Raw genomic sequence first — 19,522 nt, forward strand, 5'->3', positions numbered from 1 at the left:
GTTTCAATGGTCGATTCTGAAACGTTCCACGAAACGTTTCATGGAACACTCCGCGGTATTCTGCCACCAACGCCGCACCCGGCCTGTCCGTCGCAACCCTTTGACGGAAAAGGACTAGCGCCAGGCCCGCGGCGCATCGCCGGCCGTGGCACGCTTCCTGCACAATGAAGCCCGCGCTTCACTACCGATTCCTCTTCTGGAGATCCGCACCATGACCACCACTTCCGCCACCCGTCGCGCCGCGTTCCGCGCCAAGGTCAACCAGCGTCAGGGCCTGCTCGTGCCCGGCGCGTTCAATGCGATGAGCGCGCGCGTGATCGAGGAGGCCGGTTTCGAGGCCTGCTATATCACCGGTGCGGGCGTCACCAATATGTCGCTCGGGCTGCCCGATCTCGGCTTCATCGGTCTCGCCGAGGTCGCCGAACACTGCGCGCGGATTCGCGATGCGGTCGCGCTGCCGCTGATCGTCGATGCCGACACCGGCTTCGGCAACGCGCTGAACGTGCGCCAGACCGTGCGCGTGCTCGAGCGCAGCGGCGCGGACGTGATCCAGTTCGAAGACCAGGTGATGCCGAAGAAATGCGGCCATTTTTCCGGTAAGGAGGTGGTCACCGCCAGTGAGATGGTCGGCAAGATCCGCGCGGCCGTCGATGCGCGCGAAGACGCGAACCTGCAGATCATGGCGCGCACCGACGCGGCGGCCGTGCACGGCATCGAGGACGCGATCGAGCGCGGTCATCGCTTCATCGAGGCGGGCGCCGACATTCTGTTTATCGAAGCGACCGAGTCGCTTGCCGATATCGAGCGTCTGCCATCGCTGTTCGACACGCCGCAGTTGATCAATATCGTGATCGGCGGCAAGACGCCGGTGCAGTCGCGCGATGCGCTCGCGAAGCTCGGCTACGGCATCGTGCTGTACGCGAACGCGGCGCTGCAGGGCGCGGTGCTCGGCATGCAGCGCGCGCTCGGCACGCTGAAAAGCAACGGACGCCTCGACGAGGACCCGACGATCGTCGCGCCGTTCAGCGAGCGCCAGCGGATCGTCAACAAGCCGCTGTACGACCGGCTGGACAAGGAGTACGCGGCGAAGGACTGACCCGCGCACGCGGTTCGACACCCGGTTGGGCATCGGGTCGAACACTGACTCAGGCGCGCGTGGCCGGCACGACGCGCGCCACGCACGAAGGTGCGGCGCGATTGATTGCGTTACGATTCGGGGCTGGAAATCAGACACGCCGACGGTGTCGCGAGCCAGCATCGCGGCTTGCGGCGAGTCACGGCCATTCACGGTCATTCCAGGCTCCGGATCCGCCCGATGTCCCGCCCGAGCGGGCCCCGGCCACACACAATCAAAAAAAGGCAGTCGCACGCACCATGACGTCCCCCTCCTCGCGCGTACCGCGCCGACCCGCCCACAGTCTTATCACGCGCACGCACACGCGCACCGCGGCGGAGCCCACGCGATGAGCGGCGCCACCCGCAGCGCGCGCGTCGGCTGGCTGCCTTATATCGTCGCGGCCACCTTCTTCATGGAGTACCTCGACACCACGGTGATCGCCACCGCGCTGCCGCAGATGGCGCGCTCGTTCGGCGTCGGCCCGAACAGCCTGAGCCTCGGCATGACCGCCTATATGCTGGCGCTCGCGATCTTCATCCCGGCGAGCGGCTGGGTCGCCGACCGCTGCGGCAGCCGCACCGTATTCGTCAGCGCGATCAGCGTGTTCACGGTGGCATCGGTGCTGTGCGGCATGTCGCAGACGGTGCCCGAGTTCATCGCGGCGCGGCTGCTGCAAGGCATCGGCGGCGCGATGATGGTGCCGGTCGGGCGCCTGATCGTGGTCCGCAGCACCGAGAAAAGCCGCATGATGCAGGCGATCTCGACGATCACCTGGCCGGCGGTCGCGGCGCCGGTGGTCGGCCCGCCGATCGGCGGCTTCATCACGACCTATGCGTCGTGGCGCTGGATCTTCCTGCTCAACGTACCGTTCGGCATCGCGGCGATCGCCGTCGCAATGGCGATCGTGCCGAACCTGCGCGGCACCGAGCGCAAGCCGCTCGACGGCGTCGGCCTGCTGCTGAGCGCGATCTCGCTGACCGGGCTGCTGTACGGCGCCGAACTCGCGAGCCAGCCGGCTACGGACCCGTGGGTCGCGGGCGCCGTCGTGCTCGGCGGTATGGTCGTCGGCGTGATCGCGTTTTTCCATGCGAAGCGCCATCCGTATCCGCTGATCGATGTTTCCACACTGAAGGTGCCGACGTTCTCGGTGACGGTCGTCACCGGGTCGTTCACGCGCATCGGCATCGGCGCGGTGCCTTATCTGATGCCGCTGCTGTTCCAGCTCGGTTTCGGGCTGTCGGCATTTCGTTCGGGTCTGCTGCTGCTCGCGAGCGCGGTGGGCAATCTCGGCATGAAGGCGCTGACCACGCCGATCCTGAAGCGCTACGGCTTTCGCATGGTGTCGATCGTCGATGTGACGATCGCCGGCGTCTTCACGATCGCGTGCGGACTGCTGACGCCCGACGTGCCGCTCGTCTTCGTGCTGATCGTCGTGTTCGTGTACGGCGTCGCGCGCTCGATGCAGTTTTCGACGCTCGCCACGCTCGCCTACGCCGATATCGCGCAGCCGCAGATGAGCGCGGCCAGCACGCTGTGGAGCGCGGCCGCGCAGATGACGGTCGGCCTCGGCATCGCGTTCGGCGCGGTGTCGCTGCGCGTCGCCGCGCATCTGAACGGCGAGATGACCGGCCACGTGTTCACGCTCGACGACTTCCGCCTCGCGTTCCTGTTCGCCGGCGTGCTGACGCTGGTGTCGGTGATCGGCTACCGGGGGCTCGCGCGCAATGCCGGACAGAGCGTCGGCGGCGGCACGCGCGGCGAGAATACGGCGAAAAGCTGAGCGGCGAAAAGCTGACTGGGAGACCCGCGATGCAAACAGGCGAACTGACGATTTCGAACCGTCACGACGATCTCGACCTCGACATGGTCTACGCATTCCTGTCGCAGGAAACGGCGTGGGCACAGGGTATGCCGCGCGACACCTTCGAGCGGGCCGTCGCCGGCTCGCTGTGCTTCGGCGGTTATGTCGATGGCCGGCAGATCGCGTTCGCGCGCGTCATCACCGATGAAGCCACCTTCGCGTACCTATGCGATGTTTTCGTGCTGCCGGCGTATCGCGGCAACGGCTATGCGTCCGCGTTGATGAAGCACATTTTCGCGAGCCCTGCGCTCGCGAGTCTGCGCAGGATCGTGCTGGTCACGACGGATGCGCATCATGTGTACGCGCCGCATGGGTTCACGGCGCTAGCGAATCCGGAGCGATATATGGAGCTGCATCGGCCGGATGTTTATAAAACGGCCTGATGGCCGTTGCGGGTTGCGTCGATGTTTAACGCCCTAATTGCCCGCGATACATCAGCAGCCCCCGGCGCGCCTGCTGCCTGAGCAGACGCCGCACGAACGGCGACCAGCCGAGCAGCGTGCCACGAAGGCCCATTGCCTGACGCATCCATAGCCATAGATCGAAACTGTCGCGGTGCTCGACGATCAGCCCGTCGCGGAACACGAAACGCGCGTCGATCCGGTTGACCACGTCGCGGCCCGTCTGACTGAAGCGATAGCTGGCCACCCATTGCGCGCGGCCGTCGTGATCGTCCGCCTCGATATCGCTGAAGGTCAGCGAGAAGTCCTGCGCATGTTTGACGAGCATGCGCCACATGTCGTGGACTTCCTCGCCGACGAGTTCGCCGAAGGCCGGATCGCTGAAGACGACGTCGTTGGCATAGCAGGCGACCATGGTTTCGGCGTCGCGTTGCTGGAAGGCGGTGTAGAAACGTTCGATCAGCTCGATGTTGGGATGGCTCATTGATGTCGTGTCGTGCGTGGCGGGAGCGCGATCCGTCGCGCTCCGGGAAACCGCCCGCGCGGGGTCCGCGGCGGGCATCGCGCACACGATATCGGAAAACGGCGTCGATGGGGGAGCGAAGGATTGCGAAGCGGCTTCGCGGTTGAGTTCGCCGCAATGCCCCTTGTCGTTAGTTACCCTTCCGACACCACGCCCCTCACCCGCGCAACCTCTTCCCGGCCCGCGAGCAGCCACACGCCCGCTGCCACCAACGCGGCCACGATCGCCGCCACGCCCAACGCCGCGGCGAAGCCGTCGGCGAAACTCGCACGGGCGGCCGTCGTCAGCATGACCCGCAGCGCCGGCGCCAGGTGCTCGGTGGCCTGCGCGGCATCACCCGCCATCACGCGCGACAGGAAACCCGCATCGAGCGCGGCCCGCACCGGCAGTGTCAGCGGCGTGCCGGTCAGAAACGCGGTCTGCGTGCGCGCGGCGAGTACGGCGCCGAGCACGCCGACCGACGTGACGATCGCGGTGAAACGCGTCGTCGTGCTGATGCCCGATGCCATGCCGGTCCGCTCCGGCGGCACGCACGCCATGATCGCCTTCTGCGTGTCGCCGTTCAGCACGCCCGCGCCGAGCCCTGTCACGATCATCCCGCACGCGACCCATGCGTAACGCTCGCCGCTGGCGACAAGCGCGGTCAGCAGATTGCCGAGCGCGATCAGCAGCAGGCCGATGCTGAGCAGAATCATCGGCGGGATCCGCCTGCCGAGCGCCGCGCCGATATACGGCCCCACCACCATCGCGAGCGCGAACGGCAGCATGCCGAGCCCGGCGGCCACGGCCGGCAGGCCGAAGGCGTTCTGCAGATACAGCGGCAGGAACGTCATCATCACTTGCGCGCACGCGGCGTAGCCGAACATCGCAAGCACCGCGGCGACGAAACGCGGCTGGCGGAACAACGCGAGATCGACCATCGCATGCGCGCGGCGCCGTTGCAGTCCAACGAACACACCGCTCAACAGCACGCATGTCGCGAGCCGCGCGCCGGTTGCCCAACTGACGAGACCATTCGACGGCACCTCGATCAACGCCCAGATGCCCGATGCGAGCGCGAGCCCGAACAGCAGGCTGCCGGCCGCATCGAGCGGACCGGGCGCCGGATTGCGCGACTCGACGAACTCGCGCGACGCGCACCAGCCGAGCACCGCGCACACCGGCAGATTGAGCAGAAAGATCCAGCGCCAGCCGAGCCATTGCGTGATCACACCGCCCACCAGCGGCGCGATGGTCGTCGCGACACCCATGCAGGTGCCCCACACGGCCCACGCGCGCACGCGCGCCGGGCCGTCGTGAAAGGTGTTCGCGATCACCGCGAGCGCGGCGGTCAGCAGCATCGCGGCGCCGACGCCCTTGACCGCGCGCGCGACGTTCAACGCCAGCGCCGTCGGCGCGACACCGCAACCGAGTGACGCGAGAAAGAACACCGCGAGCCCGGCGAGCAGCATGCGCTTGCGGCCGACGCGGTCGGCCAGCGCGCCAGCCGGCAGCAGGCACGACGCGAACGCGACCATATACGCGCTGACCACCCATTCGACCTCGGCGAAACTCGCCTGAAACGAGCGCGCGATCGACGGCAGCGAGACGGCGACGACATTGGTATCGAGCACGATCAGCGCACAGGTGGCCGACGCGATGGCCAGCACGAACGCAGGTCGTGCTCGGGCGGTTTGCGCGGCTCGCGCGCGATGGCTAACGGGGGATGACATACGCAGGGATCGCTATGAGAAGGCAGACGGGACAAGGCGGATCGGGGAGTGACGCCATCGTAGCGATCCCTGTATTGTCTGTCATTCACATAGAATCACAGAATAATTAGCGATTGAAGCAATACTGGAAAATCATGCGGCAACTTGAATTGCGCCATATCCGCGCCTTCGTCTGCGTCGCGCAGCAGTTACACTTCGCGCACGCGGCCGATGAACTGGGCATCGCCGCGCCGTCGCTGACGCGGCTGATCCAGGAGGCCGAACGGCTGCTCGGCGTGCGGCTCTTTTACCGCACGAAACGCTCGGTCGCGCTGAGCGCGGCGGGCAGCGCGTATCTGAGCGAAGCCCTCGTCGCGCTCGATCATCTCGCGCGCGCCGAACAACACGCGACACTCGCCGAACGCGGCGAACTGGGGCACATCGAGATCGGCTATGTCGCGTCGGCGGTGTATGCCGGCGTGTTGCAGACGGCGGTCGGCGGCTTTCGCGACACGCATCCGGGCGTCGACGTATCGATCCGCGAAGTGCCGATGGACGCGGTCGCCGCGATGCTCGCCGATGGTCAGCTCGACGCCGCCTACATTCGTCCGCCGATGCCGCTCGCGAGCGGCATTCAGGCCGCGACCGTGCACCGCGACCGCTTCGTGCTCGCGCTGCCGGCCGCGTCGCCGCTCGCGGCTTGCGAAAACGTGCGGCCCGCGCAGCTGCGCGATCAGTGTTTCGTGCTGCCCGAACAGGAATCGGGCACGTTCGAACTGGCGCGACGCGGGCGTTTCTCGCCGCGGCTCGGACCGCGCCCCGGCACGCTCGCGGCGGTGCTCGCGTGTGTGTCGCTCGGCGGCAATGTGGCGGTCGTGCCTCATACGCTCGCCGGTTGCATCGCGCTGCCGGGTGTCGTGTACCGCGACGTGACCGGTCAACCGATCCCGTCTGAAATCGCGCTCGCGTTCCGTCAGTACGAGCGCGCGCCGGCCGTGAAGGCATTTCTGCGCGTCGCGCGCGCCACTAAAGGCCAAGGCTGACTCCGTCGGCGCCGCGCTAGCCGGCGCCCCCAAAACGCACGATCGTCAGGTTCCGGATCAACACGCATTGGGCCTTTCGTTATATCCTCTCGGATATTACGGTGGCTTTGCCGCTCACACGACGTAGTGAAATGAACCAGCAGGAGCCATTAGCGGTGCGCAGTCGATCCAACCCGTCAGCAGCCGGCCAGCGCGCGGCGAGCGAGATTTCGTCGGCCATCGTCGCGGTCAGGTCGGCCTCCGAGCGCGGCCGGGCCGAATCGATCCGCGACGTCGTCGACGCCTATCGGCGGCTATACGGCAGCGTGCAGCGCTTCGTCACGATGCTGGGCGGCGACCAGTCGAGCTTCAAACCGATCGGCACCGCGGGTTCACATTCGCTGGACCAGTTGCTGTCGATCCTTGCCGAGCACGCGCGCACGGCCTCGTTCGCCCGTCTGCGCGAACTGAAAACGACGATCGAAGAAGCACGCCGCGCGCAGCCGCTGCGCGACATGATCTTCTCCGACGCGTTCAGCAACGATCCGCCCGCGTTACGCCGGGTCGTCGCGGAACTCGAACGGCTCGACGCCACGATGGTCGGGCTGTGCGTCGGACATGTGCTGGAACAGCATGCGTGGCCGGTTGGCGAAACGACCTCGGCGCCGAGGGCCAACACCGGCGCCAGCACAGGGATCGCGCCCGTTGCACGCCGCCCACGCGCGACGAGGACCACCACGGTGCGTGCCGAGCCGCTGCCCGCGCATGCCGAACCCGCGCTCGCGCACCCTGCCGACTGACAGACCGATGAGCGCTTTTTTTTGCCCGACGCTGTATCTCGCCGAATACGCCGCAGCCGATAGTCGCGTGATCGACACGCCTCACGCAAGCATTCGCCACGACTGACACGAACCGGACCCAAGACCTTCATGTATACGCCTCCGTTCCCTCTTGCCCAGCCTTCGCGTCTGAAACTATCCGGCGACGAGTTCGCAAGCACCGGCATCCGGGCGGTCGACGCGTGCTGCTCGCCCGTCAAGCTCAGCCTGCCGCGCGCCAAACGGCGCGCGCGTCTGTCCGAACTCGACCACCATCTGCATTGCTCGATCATCGGCACATGCCTGAGCACGCATGAATTGCGCAAGCTGGTGCCGAAATTCACGGACCTCGATCGCCGTGACGCGAGCGATCTCGAGATTCATCACTCGGCGGTGGAACTGGCGATCGAAGGTGGCGCGGCGGCGAAGGCGCTGCACAAGCTGCTCGACGAACGTTACTCGGGTGCGATCCGCCGCTTCGACAAGGCCGCCGACGATGCCGAGCTGCTGAAGCTGTGGGACGAAGCGCTGAAAAGCGGCGACATCCCGCCCGCGTACTGGGCGCTGATGACGCACCCGTTCGCGACGATGCCGGTGCGCCAGAAGGCGTTCGGCGATCTGCACATGCTGTCGCATCTGGTCGGCGCGGCCAATCGGGCCGATATCCGGCGGCTCGTCGCGCTGGAGGAGGAAAACGCCGCGCTGAAGGAAAAAATCGAGCGGCAGCAAAGCCGCTTGCAGGAACTCAGCATCGAGCGCGATGCGTCGGCCGCGGCCTTCGACGAACAGCTCGCCCAGCTTCAGGCACGTCAGTTGCCCGCCGATGCGGCCGGTCTCCAAGCCGAACTGGAGCATCTGCGCGAACGGCTCGCCGACGCCGATCAACGCGTCGCGCTGCACACGAGCCGCCGCGAGGCAGCCGAACAGCGCATGCAGCAGGAACAGGAAGCCGCGTTGGCGCTGCGCCGCAGCCACGACCAGGCGCTGGCGTTGCTGAAGCTCGTGCAGAGCGAATGCGATGCGCTGGAACGCGCGACCGTCGATGCCGCGAGCGCGTCGCACGGCTCAGAGGCCCGGCGCGCGAGCCTCGATGGCGTGCACGGCAAACGGATCGTCTACGTTGGCGGCCGGCCCGGCTCGAACGCCGCGCTCAAGCGGCTCGTCGAAGCCGCGGGCGGTGAACTGGTCGTGCATGACGGCGGTGTCGAGGATCGCAAGGGACTGCTGGCGGCCGCGCTGCCCGGTGCGGATATCGTCGTGTTTCCGGTGGACTGCGTGGACCACGATTCAATGAATACGCTCAAGCGGATTTGCGAGCGTCACTCGATCGACTATCACCCGCTGCGTACCGCCAGTGTCGCGAGCTTCGTCGAATTGATCGCGCGGCTGCATCCCGAGCATGTCGCGCAGCTTCGCAATCCGCCGCCGCCCGCATTCTGTCTGCGGCACGGCTGAGCGCGGCTGGTTGCGCGATTTGCGTCACAACCGGCAGCACGAGCTGCCGCCCGCCTACGAACGGATCAGGTTCACCAGCTCGGCGATCTGCGCCGCGCAGCTCCGTTGCGCTTGTTCCTCGACGTCGCGATACAGCCGGATGATGGTTTCGCCGACCGGCGTCAGCGTGCAGCCGCCGCCGCTCTGACCGCCCTGCTCCGAGCGCGTCGCTGGCGACTTCAACGAGCGGTTCAGTTCGTCGATCAGCAGCCACGCGCGCCGGTACGACATGTCGAGACTGCGCGCCGCCGCCGAGATCGAACCGTAGTCGCGCACCGCCTCCAGCAGATCGACCTTGCCCGGCCCAAGCGCGACCGCCTCGCCATGGCGGATGCGCATTCTGAAGCGCACTTCGGGGCGCGTGCTGGTGGATTCGGGCGCCGGCTCGGCGTGCGGTTTAGCGGTTTTTGCGGTGTCAGCCATGCGCGCAAGCATACACGAACGGTTTCGCGCCGCTACCCGTGCGAGCACTGCTCAGCGGGCTTGCGGGAAACAGTACCCGTAGTCTTCGCAGCCGGGGCAGCCGGGTGCCGGACCGGGTTGCAAACCTAACGACAGCGCGTATTGCGCGGCGAGAAATTTCTTCCAGCGCAGGTTATCGACATTGCGTGCGATCAGCGCCGGGAAATAGCGCGTCAACATCCACGTGACTTCGTCGCGGCCCGCAAGACCCAAGTCGCGCCACAGATGATCCGGGCGCAGGCACGCATGCGCGATGATCGTGGCGAGATCGTGCGCGTCGGCGGCATCGACATGCGGGTCGGCATGGGCAACGAGCAGCGCGTGGAGCCCGCGAACGAATTCCGCATGCTCGCTGGACACCACCGATAACGGCAACGGCACCGCGGCGACGCTCGTGCGACTGAAATGCCGTTCGACCAGCCGCCGCCATTGCGGCGCTTGCAGCCCCAACAGCGCGAGTTCGCCAACGGCATCGCGCGCGGCGATCAGTTTGGCGAACAGCCAGCTATCCGCGCTGGCCGGATTCGCGGCGTGGCCGAGCCACTCGCGCATGCACGCGGCGACGCGCGGCTCGGACGGCAACTGCAACGGTTGAACGCCGCTCGCGGCGGCGGTGGCACTCGCGTCGGCACCCGTTCCAGCACGCATAGGTGGATCTTCAGACATAGCTCAATCCCATTGCACCGTGGTTCATCACGCTTCGTCGGCGTGCGCGCGGCTTCGGATATCGGCCAGCGACAGATCCGCCAGCAACTTGCCGGAATCGAACACCGTGATCAGCGCGTCATCCCATTCACCGGCAAGCGTGTGGTCATCCCATACGACCGGCAACGTCACCGTTCGATACTCGCCGGTGCGGCGATGGCGCAGCAGCGTGAGCCGCCCTTTCATCGAGCGCTTGCCGTGATCCGTGACCGGGTCTTTCGCAACGTCGTGCCACGTGTCGCCGATCCGGATCGCCGAGCACTTCATCGCGAAGCGCTGCGTATCGCGGTTGATCTGCTGCAGCAGCGCACCGCCCATACCGAACACGATGTTGTCGGCGGCGAAACCGGCTTCGTCGATCGCGGCAAGAATCTCGGCGATCGAATCCGGATTGACGCCGTCGCCCTGAATCACGCGCACGTTGTTCAGCACGCGCCGCCCCTTGCCGTTGGCCACCGAGCCGAACGACGCGTCGAGCGCGCGCAGCGTCTGCAGGACGATCGTACGCGGATCGCCGGAGTCCGGCCGGATCACCAACGTGCCGCCCGAATCGAGCACGGCCTGCTTCAGCTCCGTGCCCCATGCGTCGAGCGCGGCGAACAGATCGTAGGAGTCGGACACCACCGACACGATCGCCCCCGGCTTGCCGAAGCGTTCGATCATGTTGCGGTACGCATCGACCTCGTGCTCGCGGCCCCACGCGGTGATCGTGCTGTGCTCGGCGGCCGGCACCGAAAACGCCGCCATGCTTTCGTTGTAGTAATGATTCGCCGCGACGACGCCGAGCACCGTATCTGATCCCATGAAACTGACCAGATGCGCGGCGCCGCCGATCGCCGCCGATTCCGCGCTCGACACGCCGCGCGCGCCGAAATCGTGCAGCTTGAACGGCAACTGGCTGAGATCGTCGCTGCTCTTCAGCAGCCAGGCGCGGATCAGCTTGCGCAGATGCCAGCTCTGCGTCGCGACCGTGATCGGATACCAGACGCGCAGCAGCATCGTCTCCAGATAAGACGCGAGCCAGAACACCTGCGGATCGTCGCATTCGACGGTGACGAGCACGTTGTGCGTCGGCACGACCGAGCCTTCTGGCACCGCGCGAATCCGCACCGGCAGATAGCCGCCGCAGTGGTCGACCACATGACGCCAGCCGGCCTCGTTGAACGGCTCGCCGTGCGCGCTGAAGAACGCGCGGGCTTCGTCGATCATCGCCGCCGTGATCGGCCGGCACAGATACTCCTTCAGCAGCATCTGCAAGCCGAAAAACAGCGTGCGGTCGTAACGGCCGCCGCGCGATTCGATATACGAGAACATCGCCGACGCGCCGGGCGGATATTGCAGATAGTGCGATGCCTTGTACGAATCCGTATTCAGGATCGGGTTGGACAGGATCGACGCAAGGTGGCTGAAACCCTGCGCGTTGTGCATGGACGGTGCTGCGTTCACGTGATGTTCTCGCTGAAGTGGCCGGACGGCGCGGGCCGGGCGGTGCATTTTATGGCCGCGGGGTCGGCTTGTGCCACCGGCCTGTACCCGTGGCTTGTACCGCCGGCTCGTTACCCCTCTACCCTACACCGTCAGAATCCGGCGGGTCGAGAAGCCCGCCGCGTCACATCCCCGGCTTCAGTTGCTGCTGCAGCTTCGGCCACGTCTCCAGCAGGCGGACGAACTTGCTCTTGCGGCGCTCGGCGCCGGCCGGCCACAGCATGTTCGCGAGCAGGCCGATGCCGTGTGCAAGCGCGCTGTCGCGCGCGGAGGTCATCAGCGGCACGCCACGGATCAGCGCGTCATTGACGTGCTGGTCGTCGCGCGGCAGTTGATGCGCGATCCTCGTGCCGAGCGTGCGTTCGAGCGTCTGCAGATTGATCGACGCGTCCTTGTCGTACTGGTTGACGACCACGCGCACCTTGCCGGCCGGCTGCCCCAACTCGCGGAAAATATCGAGCATGCGGCGCGCGCCGTGCAGATACAGCGGGTGTTGCCGCACGACCATGCAGATCGCGTCGCTGTGATCGAGCGCCCGGATCGTCAACGGATTGAGACTCTGGCCGACGTCGATCAACACCGCGTCGTAGCGATCACGCACCAGCGCGATAACCCGCTCCAGTTGCGCGGGCAACAGTTCCGCGGCTTTCAGCGGATCGCCGGCGCCGGCCAGCAGATCGAGGTTCGCACGCACGTGCATCGCGCAGGCATCGACTAGCGTCGCGTCGAGCTGTTCGTTGCGCGAGCACAGGTCGGCGAGCGTCATCGGCGGCGGCCGGTTCGCCATCAGCAGGCTGGCGTCGGCGAACTGCTGGCTCAGATCGATCATCAGCACGCGCCGGTCGCGCTGCGCGGCGAGCGCGCAGGCGAGATTGACCGCGATCAGCGTCGTGCCGCTGCCGCCCTTGCTCGATACCAGCGACACGACCCGGCCGCTGCGGCGCTCGGGCGCGCGGCTGGTCGCGTCGATCTGGATCAACGCGGCGGCGACGGTCTGCGGATCGAGCGGCCATGCCAGCACGTGCCGCACACCGACGCGCGTAGCCGCGCCGACCAACGCGGCGGACGGCGCCGGCGTCACCAATATGCAATTGAGCGCCGGCGTGGCGGCCAGCGTTTCCTCGACGCTGTCGAGTCCGCGTGCGTTCAGATTGGCGTCGTCGACGATCAGCAAATCGGCATCGCGAATCACGCGCGCATGCGTGCGCAGTTGCCGGACCGAACCGTACGCGGTGCGCAGGCGATAACGCACGCCGCTGTCCTCGAGTCGAGCCACGATGCACTGCGCGTTTTCGATGCTGGCGGCAATCAGGAAGATGTCGATCATTGGGTCCGCGGGGCGCTGAGCGCATTGCCCGGAAATTATTATTTGAAAGTTCTTATTCGACGCGTTGATTCGAAGCATTGATTCGCGACGCGTTAGCCGCGAGCGACTAGTTGAAAGCCACTTGCAGGCGAGGCGGACATCGGCGTAGAACCGCCGACACTCGCCGTACCGCGCGCAGCGCGGGCCGGTTGCGCTCACCCGAAGCGCGCGCCGGCCCGCGGCGTCATTCGTCCTGGTCCGGGTCCTCGTCCTGCTCGACGTCAGCCTCGGAGTCGCCATAGGCCGGACGACGAACGCCCTCGCGCTCGCGGCCGGGCCCAGCCGGCATCTCATAGAGCGCGTCGCGCAGCACCTCGCGGCGAATCTCCGCCTGGGCCTTGCGCTTCAGCGCTTCGGCAACCACCAGCGTCAGCAGATCGACCGACGACGTATTGGCGCCCGCGAAGAAACGCGCCCGCGACGCGACCCGATGCCGCCGATAGTTCAGCTCCGGTGCGCTGGAACCGCTGGAAAGACCGCTCGCTTGCGCGGCGGCCGGTTTGCAGACTGGTTGTTTCATGACATCCCCCGATATCGAGCAGGATTGCGAGGCAGAGCCACCGCGGCCGCTGTAGCCGCCGCGCGACGCCGCCCCGGCCGTCAAGTCCAGGTTGCCGTGCCCGTGACGATCCACGGACACGGCACCCGGTTCACCTCTTACCTTCGTCTCTCTATGGAGACTATGGCCTCTCTCTCCCCGCTTCCTTGCGCCAGTGGTCCCCGGCTGGCGCTGCCCCATCGTTTGTCGTCGGTGCGTCGCGCGCAAACGTTACGCACGCGTCACCTGTCGTTTTCGTCACTCCTTGTCACCCTTTCCGCGTCCCTGAGACAAAAATGCGAAAAGGCAAAACGGCGAAGTCGCAGCCCGTTGTCGTCCGGTTATGAATGGCCGATAACGCCATCGCGCCATTCATCCGGTTTTTTCGACATATATGCATTGGCCCCGCCGTGCTCCCGCAAACACTTATTGGCCTCCCCGACCATGCCCGCGAGTGAGCTTTTTGCCGCCGGCTCTTTTTTAAACCCGGCTTTCCCCGTACCGTCGACCAGGCGGCAAACTGTTTTTCTGCGCACCCCTTATTGCAATGCTTATGCCAATGCGCGTGGAAATCCCGCGAATGCCGTCAAAGCCTTGCGGATGCGTTCAGTTGCGTTAAGCGGATGCAGTTTTCGTCAGACCTGGCGGGGGTCGCGCATGGCATGCAGCACGCTTTGATTCGTCCGTGAGACGTCCATTACGCGCATCGCAGTCGCGGCACTGTCACATCGCCATGATTCGCCCGCATGCAGCCTCGCGCCGCCTGCCGCCGAAGCCCGGCTGGACAGGGATCGGCCGATCCACCCGGTCAAATCTGCCGGTCGCGGCAGGCGTCGAAACCGGCTTCGCACGGCCTGCCCGATCTGTCGCAAGCATGAAACACCGCTTTGCGCATGCCGAAGTTTTTATGCCGCCTTTTAACGCGCGACGGATTGCCATCCAATGTTGGACGCCGCGCATAAGCGGGCTTGACTGCTTATTCTTTAGTGATCCCCGACAATCCGATAACGGCAAAATTGCTTCTTTATCCATATTTGTTTGTATGGCGCTTTGATCCGCTTTCGCTTATCTTTAGCCCATGCGCCATTCAGAGCGTCTGTATCAGGTCAACGAGGCAACTCACGGTTCCAGCTGTTTTAGCAATTCGGGGATAAAGTCGCCGGGCAGTTTCAGCAATGAACGCTATTGCGTCGTTATTGCATGATTTGCCTGAAGCGCACCACGTTGCGGCGGTGGCGTTCCCGGTTTTGCATGGCCGCCGTTGCCGCATACGTGTCGCAGCCGGGCTGCCGCAGGCTCTGGCCCGCGACGCAACCGAGGCCGAATCCGCGCAAGCGGACCGTGCTGAGCGCTGGCTTACGGTGGCCAACCGGCTGCCGGTCCGTCCAGTACGTCGCACAGCAGTCCTGTGAGCAGTATCGAACCGGGGGTTACATGACTACGACCTGCATGCCTGCCGACACGGAACGCACCGTTCTCTACGTGGCGAACTCGCCTGACCAGAAGCTCGTCGATTTTCTGTCCGCCGCCGGATGGCAGGCCGTGCACGCGAAAAGCACGGCCGTCGCCGAACGCATGATCGAACGCGGCAACATCAAGGTCGGCCTCGTTCAGTTGCCCGAAAACTGCACGTCGCAGCAACTGTCCGCGCTCGCGCTATGCATGCGGCGCGTCGAAACCAACTGGGTCGCGCAGATCGTGCCGGGCCAGACCGAAAACGAGCTGGTCAGCCGTTTCATCCTCGATTACTGCTTCGACTTCGTCACCCAGCCATGGCTCAACGAGCGGCTCATGTTCGCGCTCGGACACGCGCACGGTTTGTCGAGCCTGCGTCAGCCGCGCGTCGCGCCGGAGCCGTCGCTCGGCCGCCACGGCATGGTCGGCCAGTGCGAGCCGATGCAGCAGCTCTACCGGCGCATCGACAAATGCGGCGTGACCGATGCCCCGGTGTTCATCGCCGGCGAATCGGGCACCGGCAAGGAGCTGACCGCACGCGCCATTCACGATCGCTCGCCGCGCGCCGGCCGGACCTTCGTCGCGATCAATTGCGCGGCGATTCCGCCGAGCCTGTTGCAGGCCGAGCTGTTCGGCCACGAGCGCGGCGCATTTACCGGCGCGCTACAACGCAAGATTGGCCGGATCGAAAGCGCGCACGAAGGCACGCTCTTTCTCGATGAAATCGGCGACATGCCGCACGAATGCCAGGCGGTGCTGCTGCGCTTCCTGCAGGAAGGCACAATCGAGCGGCTCGGCGGCAACGGCCCGATCAGCGTCGACGTCCGGGTTATTTCGGCGACGCACGTCGATCTGGACCGCGCGGTCGAAGACGGGCGCTTCCGCTCCGACCTGTACCACCGGCTGTGCGTGCTGCGCCTCATCGAGCCGCCGCTGCGCGAGCGCGGCGGCGACATCAAGCTGCTCGCCAACTACGCGCTGAGCATGTACAAGCAGGACGGCGCGCGCAAACTGCGCGGGCTGTCGAGCGACGCGATCGTCGCGATGTCGAACTATCCGTGGCCGGGCAACGTGCGCGAGTTGATCAACTGCGTACGGCGCGCGGTCGTGATGAGCGAGGGCCGTTTCATCACCGCGAACGACCTCGGTCTGCCGGAAGCGGACAACGCACCGGCGGTCACGCTCGCGGAAATCCGCAGCAAGGCCGAGAAGGATGCGATCGAGCACGCGCTGCTGCGGCACGGCTACAAGCTGTCCGACGCGGCCGCCGAACTCGGCATTTCGCGCGCGACGCTGTACCGGCTGATGCATGCGAACCGGCTGCATCAGGACGTGGCCGGACGCGGCGCAAACGGCGCTATCGATGCCGACGACGAGGCGGAGCGGCATACGTCATCGCCGTCGCCGGTATATTGAGGCTGGGTTCTGAGTCCGGGTGTTGAGGCTCGGCTTTGAATCTGGGCTTTGGGTCCGGATTCCGAACCGGAATTTGACGCAGCAAATCCAGCGGATTTTTATCAACCGCCTTAGCGATTGGCCTGTGGTTACCTGATAGTTGCCCTGGCGGCTGCGGCTCATTCCCAACCGCAGCCGCCGCATTCACATTCCCGCGAACACACGGCTTTCCACCCGGCCCCGATCCCAGCCTTGAACGGTCCCGGGCAGGCTTTGTGCTACCTTCGACGAAACCGCCGGCCGCCATCCGCCCTTTTCGCGCGATGCGTCCGGTTTCCATCCGGCCCTGTCGATGCGGCGCATCCGCCGCCCGGCAGGCCGCCTCAGGAACTTGCGCGCGTGCAACCGGGTCCGTTCCGGGACACGGTGCTGAAACACTTCGCGCGTTCCGGCACAATCGTCCGCTTTCGCTGCATCCCGCTTTACACCCTATGCAAAAACTATTGCGTGTCTGGTTCTTCGTCCTCCTGCTGGCCTGCGCCGCACCGGTCTTCGCCGCCGCGCCGCAGGCCAGCTCCAGTGCCGCGCCCACGCCCGCGTCGGCGCCCGTGTCGCTGACACCCCAGCAGGCCCACGATGCCCTCGCCGTTCTGAACGACCCCAAACGCCGCGCCCAGGTCTCCGACACGCTGCAAGCGATTGCCGCCGCCGGCGCGCTGAGCGCGCCGCCCGCGTCCGCGCCAGTGGCCGCGTCGGCGCCGCCACCAGCCAGCGGAGTCGCCGCGCTCGTACCCGACGCGTTCAAGTCGAACGGGCTCGCGTCGCAGATCGCCCGTCAGGGTGCGCATTGGGCCCGTTATCTCGGCACGTCGCTACGCGGCTCGATCGCCGCGCTGCTCGATGTCGCATCGGTACGCGCGTGGTGGCATAAGCAGATTCACAATCCGCAAGCGCGCGGAGTGCTGTTCAATGTGGTGTGGTCGCTGCTCGCCGCGCTGCTTCCCGCGTTGCTTATCGAATGGCTAACGCGGCGGCTGCTGCAGCGCGTGTACAGGGCGATCGCCGCGCGCCGTGAACTGACGCCGCCGGACGAACACGATGATGAGCACGACAGCGGCCCCAACGACGCCGACCTGCCCACCACGGCGCGCCGCGCGGCGCCGGCGGCCCCCGTGTCGACCAGCACGCCGCCACTTCCCGCTTCGCCGCTGCCGCCAGTGCTCGAAGCGGAAGCGCAAGCGGTCGCCACCGGGCCGGCCGTGCCCGACATGACGCGCTACGCGACGCCATCCGAGAAAGGCCGCGCGATCGAAGCCGAGGGCAAACGCAACGCGACGCACCACTGGACACTGCTGCAACGTCTGCCGCGCGCGCTGCTGATCACCGTGGTGCGGTTGCTGCCGGTCATCGTGTTCGTCGGCGTGGCGGGCGCGCTGATGTCGATCTTCACCGACGACGGCACGCCGCAGGACCGCGCGCTCGATTCGCTGGTCGACATCTATGTGCTGTGCCGCGTGATCGTGATCATCGGTGCGTTTTTCCTGCAACCGAACGCGCCACGTCTGCGGCTGCTACGGATGGGCGACAGGTGGGCGGCGTTCGTGCTCGGCTGGATCGAGCGGATCGTCGGCGTGGTCGGTGCCGGCGTTGCGCTCGCGGAGGTCGCGCAGGCGCTCGGCATGAGCGATGCCGCGCATCTCGCGCTGCTGAAGGTGGTTGCGCTCGTCGGCCACGTGATGATCTCGATCCTGATCCTGCGTTGCGCGAAGCCGGTCGGCAACCGGATCCGCAAGCGCTTCGCCGCGCGTGAATCGCTCGAGGTACTGGGCAGCGCGCTCGCGGACGCCTGGGCATGGGTCGCGGCGGCCATCGTGATGGCGCTGTGGTTCATCTGGGCCTTCGACGTGCAGAACGGCTATCACGCGCTCGTGAATATCGGCGGCATGACGCTCGCGATTCTGGTCGGCGCGCGGCTCGTGTCCATCGTGATCTTCGGCGCGCTCGCGCGCATCTTCGATGTGCAGGACGAATCGCGCTCGCTCGTGCATCAGCATGCGTACCGTTACTACCCGCTGCTGCGACGCGTGGTCAGCTGGATCATCGGCATCGTCACCGCGCTTGCGTTGTTGCAGGCGTGGGGCGTCGACGTCATCGATCTGTTCCGCGCCGGCACGATCGGCGGCCGGCTGGCGTCCGCGCTCGTGACGATCGGCGTAGCGGCGGTCGTCGCGCTGGTCGTATGGGAGGTCGTCAACGTCGCGGCCGAACGGCGACTCGACGACTGGACGACTCGCGGAGACCTGGTGCGCGCGGCGCGGCTGCGCACGCTGATGCCGATGCTGCGCACGGCGCTCTTTTGCGTGATCGCGCTCGTCGTTGTGCTGACCGGCCTGAGTGAACTCGGTGTGAACATCGGGCCGCTGCTCGCGGGCGCGAGCATCTTCGGCGTCGCCCTCGGCTTCGGTTCGCAAAAGCTCGTGCAGGATTTCATTACCGGCATCTTCCTGCTGATGGAAAACGCGATGCAGGTCGGCGACTGGGTCACGCTCGCCGGCGTGTCGGGCACCGTCGAATATCTGTCGATCCGCACGGTGCGGCTGCGCGGCAGCGACGGCTCGTTGTTTACGGTGCCGTTCAGTTCGGTATCGACCGTCAACAACACCAATCGCGGCCTCGGCAATGCGGCGGTGCGGGTCAATATCGTGTTTGGCCAGGATGTCGAGCGCGCTATCGACACGCTGAAGGAAATCGGCGCGTCGCTGCGCGAGGACGACAAGTTCAAGGACGGCATCCTGTCGGACTTCGCGTTCTGGGGCGTCGATGCGCTCGACGGTTCGGCCGTGACGCTGGCCGGCCAGATCCAATGCCGCGATACCGCGCGCTGGGGCGTGCAGCGCGAATTCAACCGGCGCATCTTCGAACGCTTTAGCGAACGCGGTATCGAGATCGCGAATCCGCAGCGTCAGTTGCTGACATGGGATCCGCAAAGCAACGCGGTAAAAACCGCTTCGGGCATGGAGCCCGGGCGTGATGGCGGTCAAGCGGATGACGATGCTTCGGCGAACACGAAGCCGCACGACAAAGGCGACGCGCCGGTCGAAGTTCAGATACCGGTCGATTCGAATCCGGCTGGCGGACCCGGCACGCCGTCGAATCCGGGCTCCACGTCGCCGCATGCGTGATGGGCGC

At 66.2% G+C, this 19,522-nt stretch carries 15 protein-coding genes; 8 read left to right on the forward strand and 7 right to left on the reverse strand.

All coding sequences use genetic code 11. From position 1 onward, the window contains the following. Window positions 1–211 precede the first annotated feature (211 nt). The 3 genes from L0U82_RS26020 to L0U82_RS26030 all read left to right on the forward strand — a co-directional run bounded on the left by L0U82_RS26020 (window position 212) and on the right by L0U82_RS26030 (window position 3,361). Window positions 212–1,096, forward strand: coding sequence for an isocitrate lyase/PEP mutase family protein (locus tag L0U82_RS26020; protein ID WP_233835674.1), 885 nt, complete (start codon window positions 212–214; stop codon window positions 1,094–1,096). A gap of 367 nt (window positions 1,097–1,463) precedes the next feature. Beyond that, a complete protein-coding gene (locus L0U82_RS26025) occupies window positions 1,464–2,897 on the forward strand; it encodes an MFS transporter (protein ID WP_233835676.1) in 1,434 nt (477 codons plus the stop codon). 29 nt (window positions 2,898–2,926) lie between these two features. Then, entirely contained in the window at window positions 2,927–3,361 is a 435-nt protein-coding gene (locus tag L0U82_RS26030; RefSeq protein ID WP_233835678.1) for a GNAT family N-acetyltransferase, read from the forward strand. Between the two features lie 25 nt (window positions 3,362–3,386). Here the strand turns inward: L0U82_RS26030 and L0U82_RS26035 are convergent, their stop codons facing one another. Both L0U82_RS26035 and L0U82_RS26040 read right to left on the reverse strand, forming a co-directional pair. Beyond that, window positions 3,387–3,863: a nuclear transport factor 2 family protein gene (locus L0U82_RS26035; protein ID WP_233835680.1), complete on the reverse strand. Its 477-nt coding sequence runs from the start codon at window positions 3,861–3,863 to the stop codon at window positions 3,387–3,389. Between the two features lie 173 nt (window positions 3,864–4,036). Next, entirely contained in the window at window positions 4,037–5,614 is a 1,578-nt protein-coding gene (locus L0U82_RS26040; RefSeq protein ID WP_233835682.1) for an MFS transporter, read from the reverse strand. A 134-nt stretch (window positions 5,615–5,748) separates the two neighbouring features. On the opposite strand from L0U82_RS26040, the gene L0U82_RS26045 reads away from it, so the two are divergent. The 3 genes from L0U82_RS26045 (at window position 5,749) to L0U82_RS26055 (ending at window position 8,888) form a co-directional block, all read left to right on the forward strand. Further along, window positions 5,749–6,636 carry a LysR family transcriptional regulator gene (locus tag L0U82_RS26045; protein ID WP_233835684.1) on the forward strand — a complete coding sequence of 296 codons (888 nt, stop codon included), beginning with the start codon at window positions 5,749–5,751 and terminating at the stop codon, window positions 6,634–6,636. A gap of 155 nt (window positions 6,637–6,791) precedes the next feature. Beyond that, window positions 6,792–7,415 carry a hypothetical protein gene (locus tag L0U82_RS26050; RefSeq protein ID WP_233835685.1) on the forward strand — a complete coding sequence of 208 codons (624 nt, stop codon included), beginning with the start codon at window positions 6,792–6,794 and terminating at the stop codon, window positions 7,413–7,415. Between the two features lie 129 nt (window positions 7,416–7,544). Beyond that, a complete protein-coding gene (locus L0U82_RS26055) occupies window positions 7,545–8,888 on the forward strand; it encodes a DUF2325 domain-containing protein (RefSeq protein ID WP_233835686.1) in 1,344 nt (447 codons plus the stop codon). 54 nt (window positions 8,889–8,942) lie between these two features. Here the strand turns inward: L0U82_RS26055 and L0U82_RS26060 are convergent, their stop codons facing one another. The 5 genes from L0U82_RS26060 to L0U82_RS26080 all read right to left on the reverse strand — a co-directional run bounded on the left by L0U82_RS26060 (window position 8,943) and on the right by L0U82_RS26080 (window position 13,465). Beyond that, window positions 8,943–9,350: a winged helix-turn-helix domain-containing protein gene (locus tag L0U82_RS26060; protein WP_233835687.1), complete on the reverse strand. Its 408-nt coding sequence runs from the start codon at window positions 9,348–9,350 to the stop codon at window positions 8,943–8,945. Window positions 9,351–9,401: 51 nt separating this feature from the next. Further along, a complete protein-coding gene (locus L0U82_RS26065; RefSeq protein WP_442793697.1) occupies window positions 9,402–9,941 on the reverse strand; it encodes a nitrogen fixation protein NifQ in 540 nt (179 codons plus the stop codon). A 141-nt stretch (window positions 9,942–10,082) separates the two neighbouring features. Beyond that, window positions 10,083–11,522 carry a nicotinate phosphoribosyltransferase gene (locus L0U82_RS26070; protein WP_233835689.1) on the reverse strand — a complete coding sequence of 480 codons (1,440 nt, stop codon included), beginning with the start codon at window positions 11,520–11,522 and terminating at the stop codon, window positions 10,083–10,085. Between the two features lie 181 nt (window positions 11,523–11,703). After that, window positions 11,704–12,906 (reverse strand): AAA family ATPase, encoded by a 1,203-nt coding sequence (locus L0U82_RS26075; RefSeq protein WP_233835690.1) that lies wholly within the window; start codon window positions 12,904–12,906, stop codon window positions 11,704–11,706. Between the two features lie 223 nt (window positions 12,907–13,129). Then, the gene (locus L0U82_RS26080; protein ID WP_233835692.1) at window positions 13,130–13,465 is read right to left on the reverse strand and encodes a hypothetical protein; all 336 of its coding nucleotides are present in this window, start codon (window positions 13,463–13,465) and stop codon (window positions 13,130–13,132) included. A 1,452-nt stretch (window positions 13,466–14,917) separates the two neighbouring features. On the opposite strand from L0U82_RS26080, the gene L0U82_RS26085 reads away from it, so the two are divergent. Together L0U82_RS26085 and L0U82_RS26090 are read left to right on the forward strand one after the other, a co-directional pair. Further along, complete coding sequence (locus L0U82_RS26085) at window positions 14,918–16,354, forward strand: sigma-54-dependent transcriptional regulator (protein WP_233835694.1); 1,437 nt, start codon at window positions 14,918–14,920, stop codon at window positions 16,352–16,354. Between the two features lie 470 nt (window positions 16,355–16,824). After that, complete coding sequence (locus L0U82_RS26090) at window positions 16,825–19,515, forward strand: mechanosensitive ion channel family protein (RefSeq protein ID WP_233835695.1); 2,691 nt, start codon at window positions 16,825–16,827, stop codon at window positions 19,513–19,515. Window positions 19,516–19,522 lie beyond the last annotated feature (7 nt).

This window comes from Paraburkholderia sp. ZP32-5, from assembly GCF_021390495.1.
GTDB lineage: Bacteria > Pseudomonadota > Gammaproteobacteria > Burkholderiales > Burkholderiaceae > Paraburkholderia.

Coding starts and splice junctions, on each gene's coding strand:
- L0U82_RS26085 (WP_233835694.1), top strand. CDS start 14,918: ATGACTACGACCTGCATGCCTGCCGACACGGAACGCACCGTTCTCTAC.
- L0U82_RS26040 (WP_233835682.1), bottom strand. CDS start 5,614: ATGTCATCCCCCGTTAGCCATCGCGCGCGAGCCGCGCAAACCGCCCGA.
- L0U82_RS26070 (WP_233835689.1), bottom strand. CDS start 11,522: ATGCACAACGCGCAGGGTTTCAGCCACCTTGCGTCGATCCTGTCCAAC.
- L0U82_RS26065 (WP_442793697.1), bottom strand. CDS start 9,941: ATGCGCGAGTGGCTCGGCCACGCCGCGAATCCGGCCAGCGCGGATAGC.
- L0U82_RS26075 (WP_233835690.1), bottom strand. CDS start 12,906: ATGATCGACATCTTCCTGATTGCCGCCAGCATCGAAAACGCGCAGTGC.
- L0U82_RS26030 (WP_233835678.1), top strand. CDS start 2,927: ATGCAAACAGGCGAACTGACGATTTCGAACCGTCACGACGATCTCGAC.
- L0U82_RS26060 (WP_233835687.1), bottom strand. CDS start 9,350: ATGGCTGACACCGCAAAAACCGCTAAACCGCACGCCGAGCCGGCGCCC.
- L0U82_RS26025 (WP_233835676.1), top strand. CDS start 1,464: ATGAGCGGCGCCACCCGCAGCGCGCGCGTCGGCTGGCTGCCTTATATC.
- L0U82_RS26035 (WP_233835680.1), bottom strand. CDS start 3,863: ATGAGCCATCCCAACATCGAGCTGATCGAACGTTTCTACACCGCCTTC.
- L0U82_RS26045 (WP_233835684.1), top strand. CDS start 5,749: ATGCGGCAACTTGAATTGCGCCATATCCGCGCCTTCGTCTGCGTCGCG.
- L0U82_RS26090 (WP_233835695.1), top strand. CDS start 16,825: ATGCAAAAACTATTGCGTGTCTGGTTCTTCGTCCTCCTGCTGGCCTGC.
- L0U82_RS26020 (WP_233835674.1), top strand. CDS start 212: ATGACCACCACTTCCGCCACCCGTCGCGCCGCGTTCCGCGCCAAGGTC.
- L0U82_RS26080 (WP_233835692.1), bottom strand. CDS start 13,465: ATGAAACAACCAGTCTGCAAACCGGCCGCCGCGCAAGCGAGCGGTCTT.
- L0U82_RS26055 (WP_233835686.1), top strand. CDS start 7,545: ATGTATACGCCTCCGTTCCCTCTTGCCCAGCCTTCGCGTCTGAAACTA.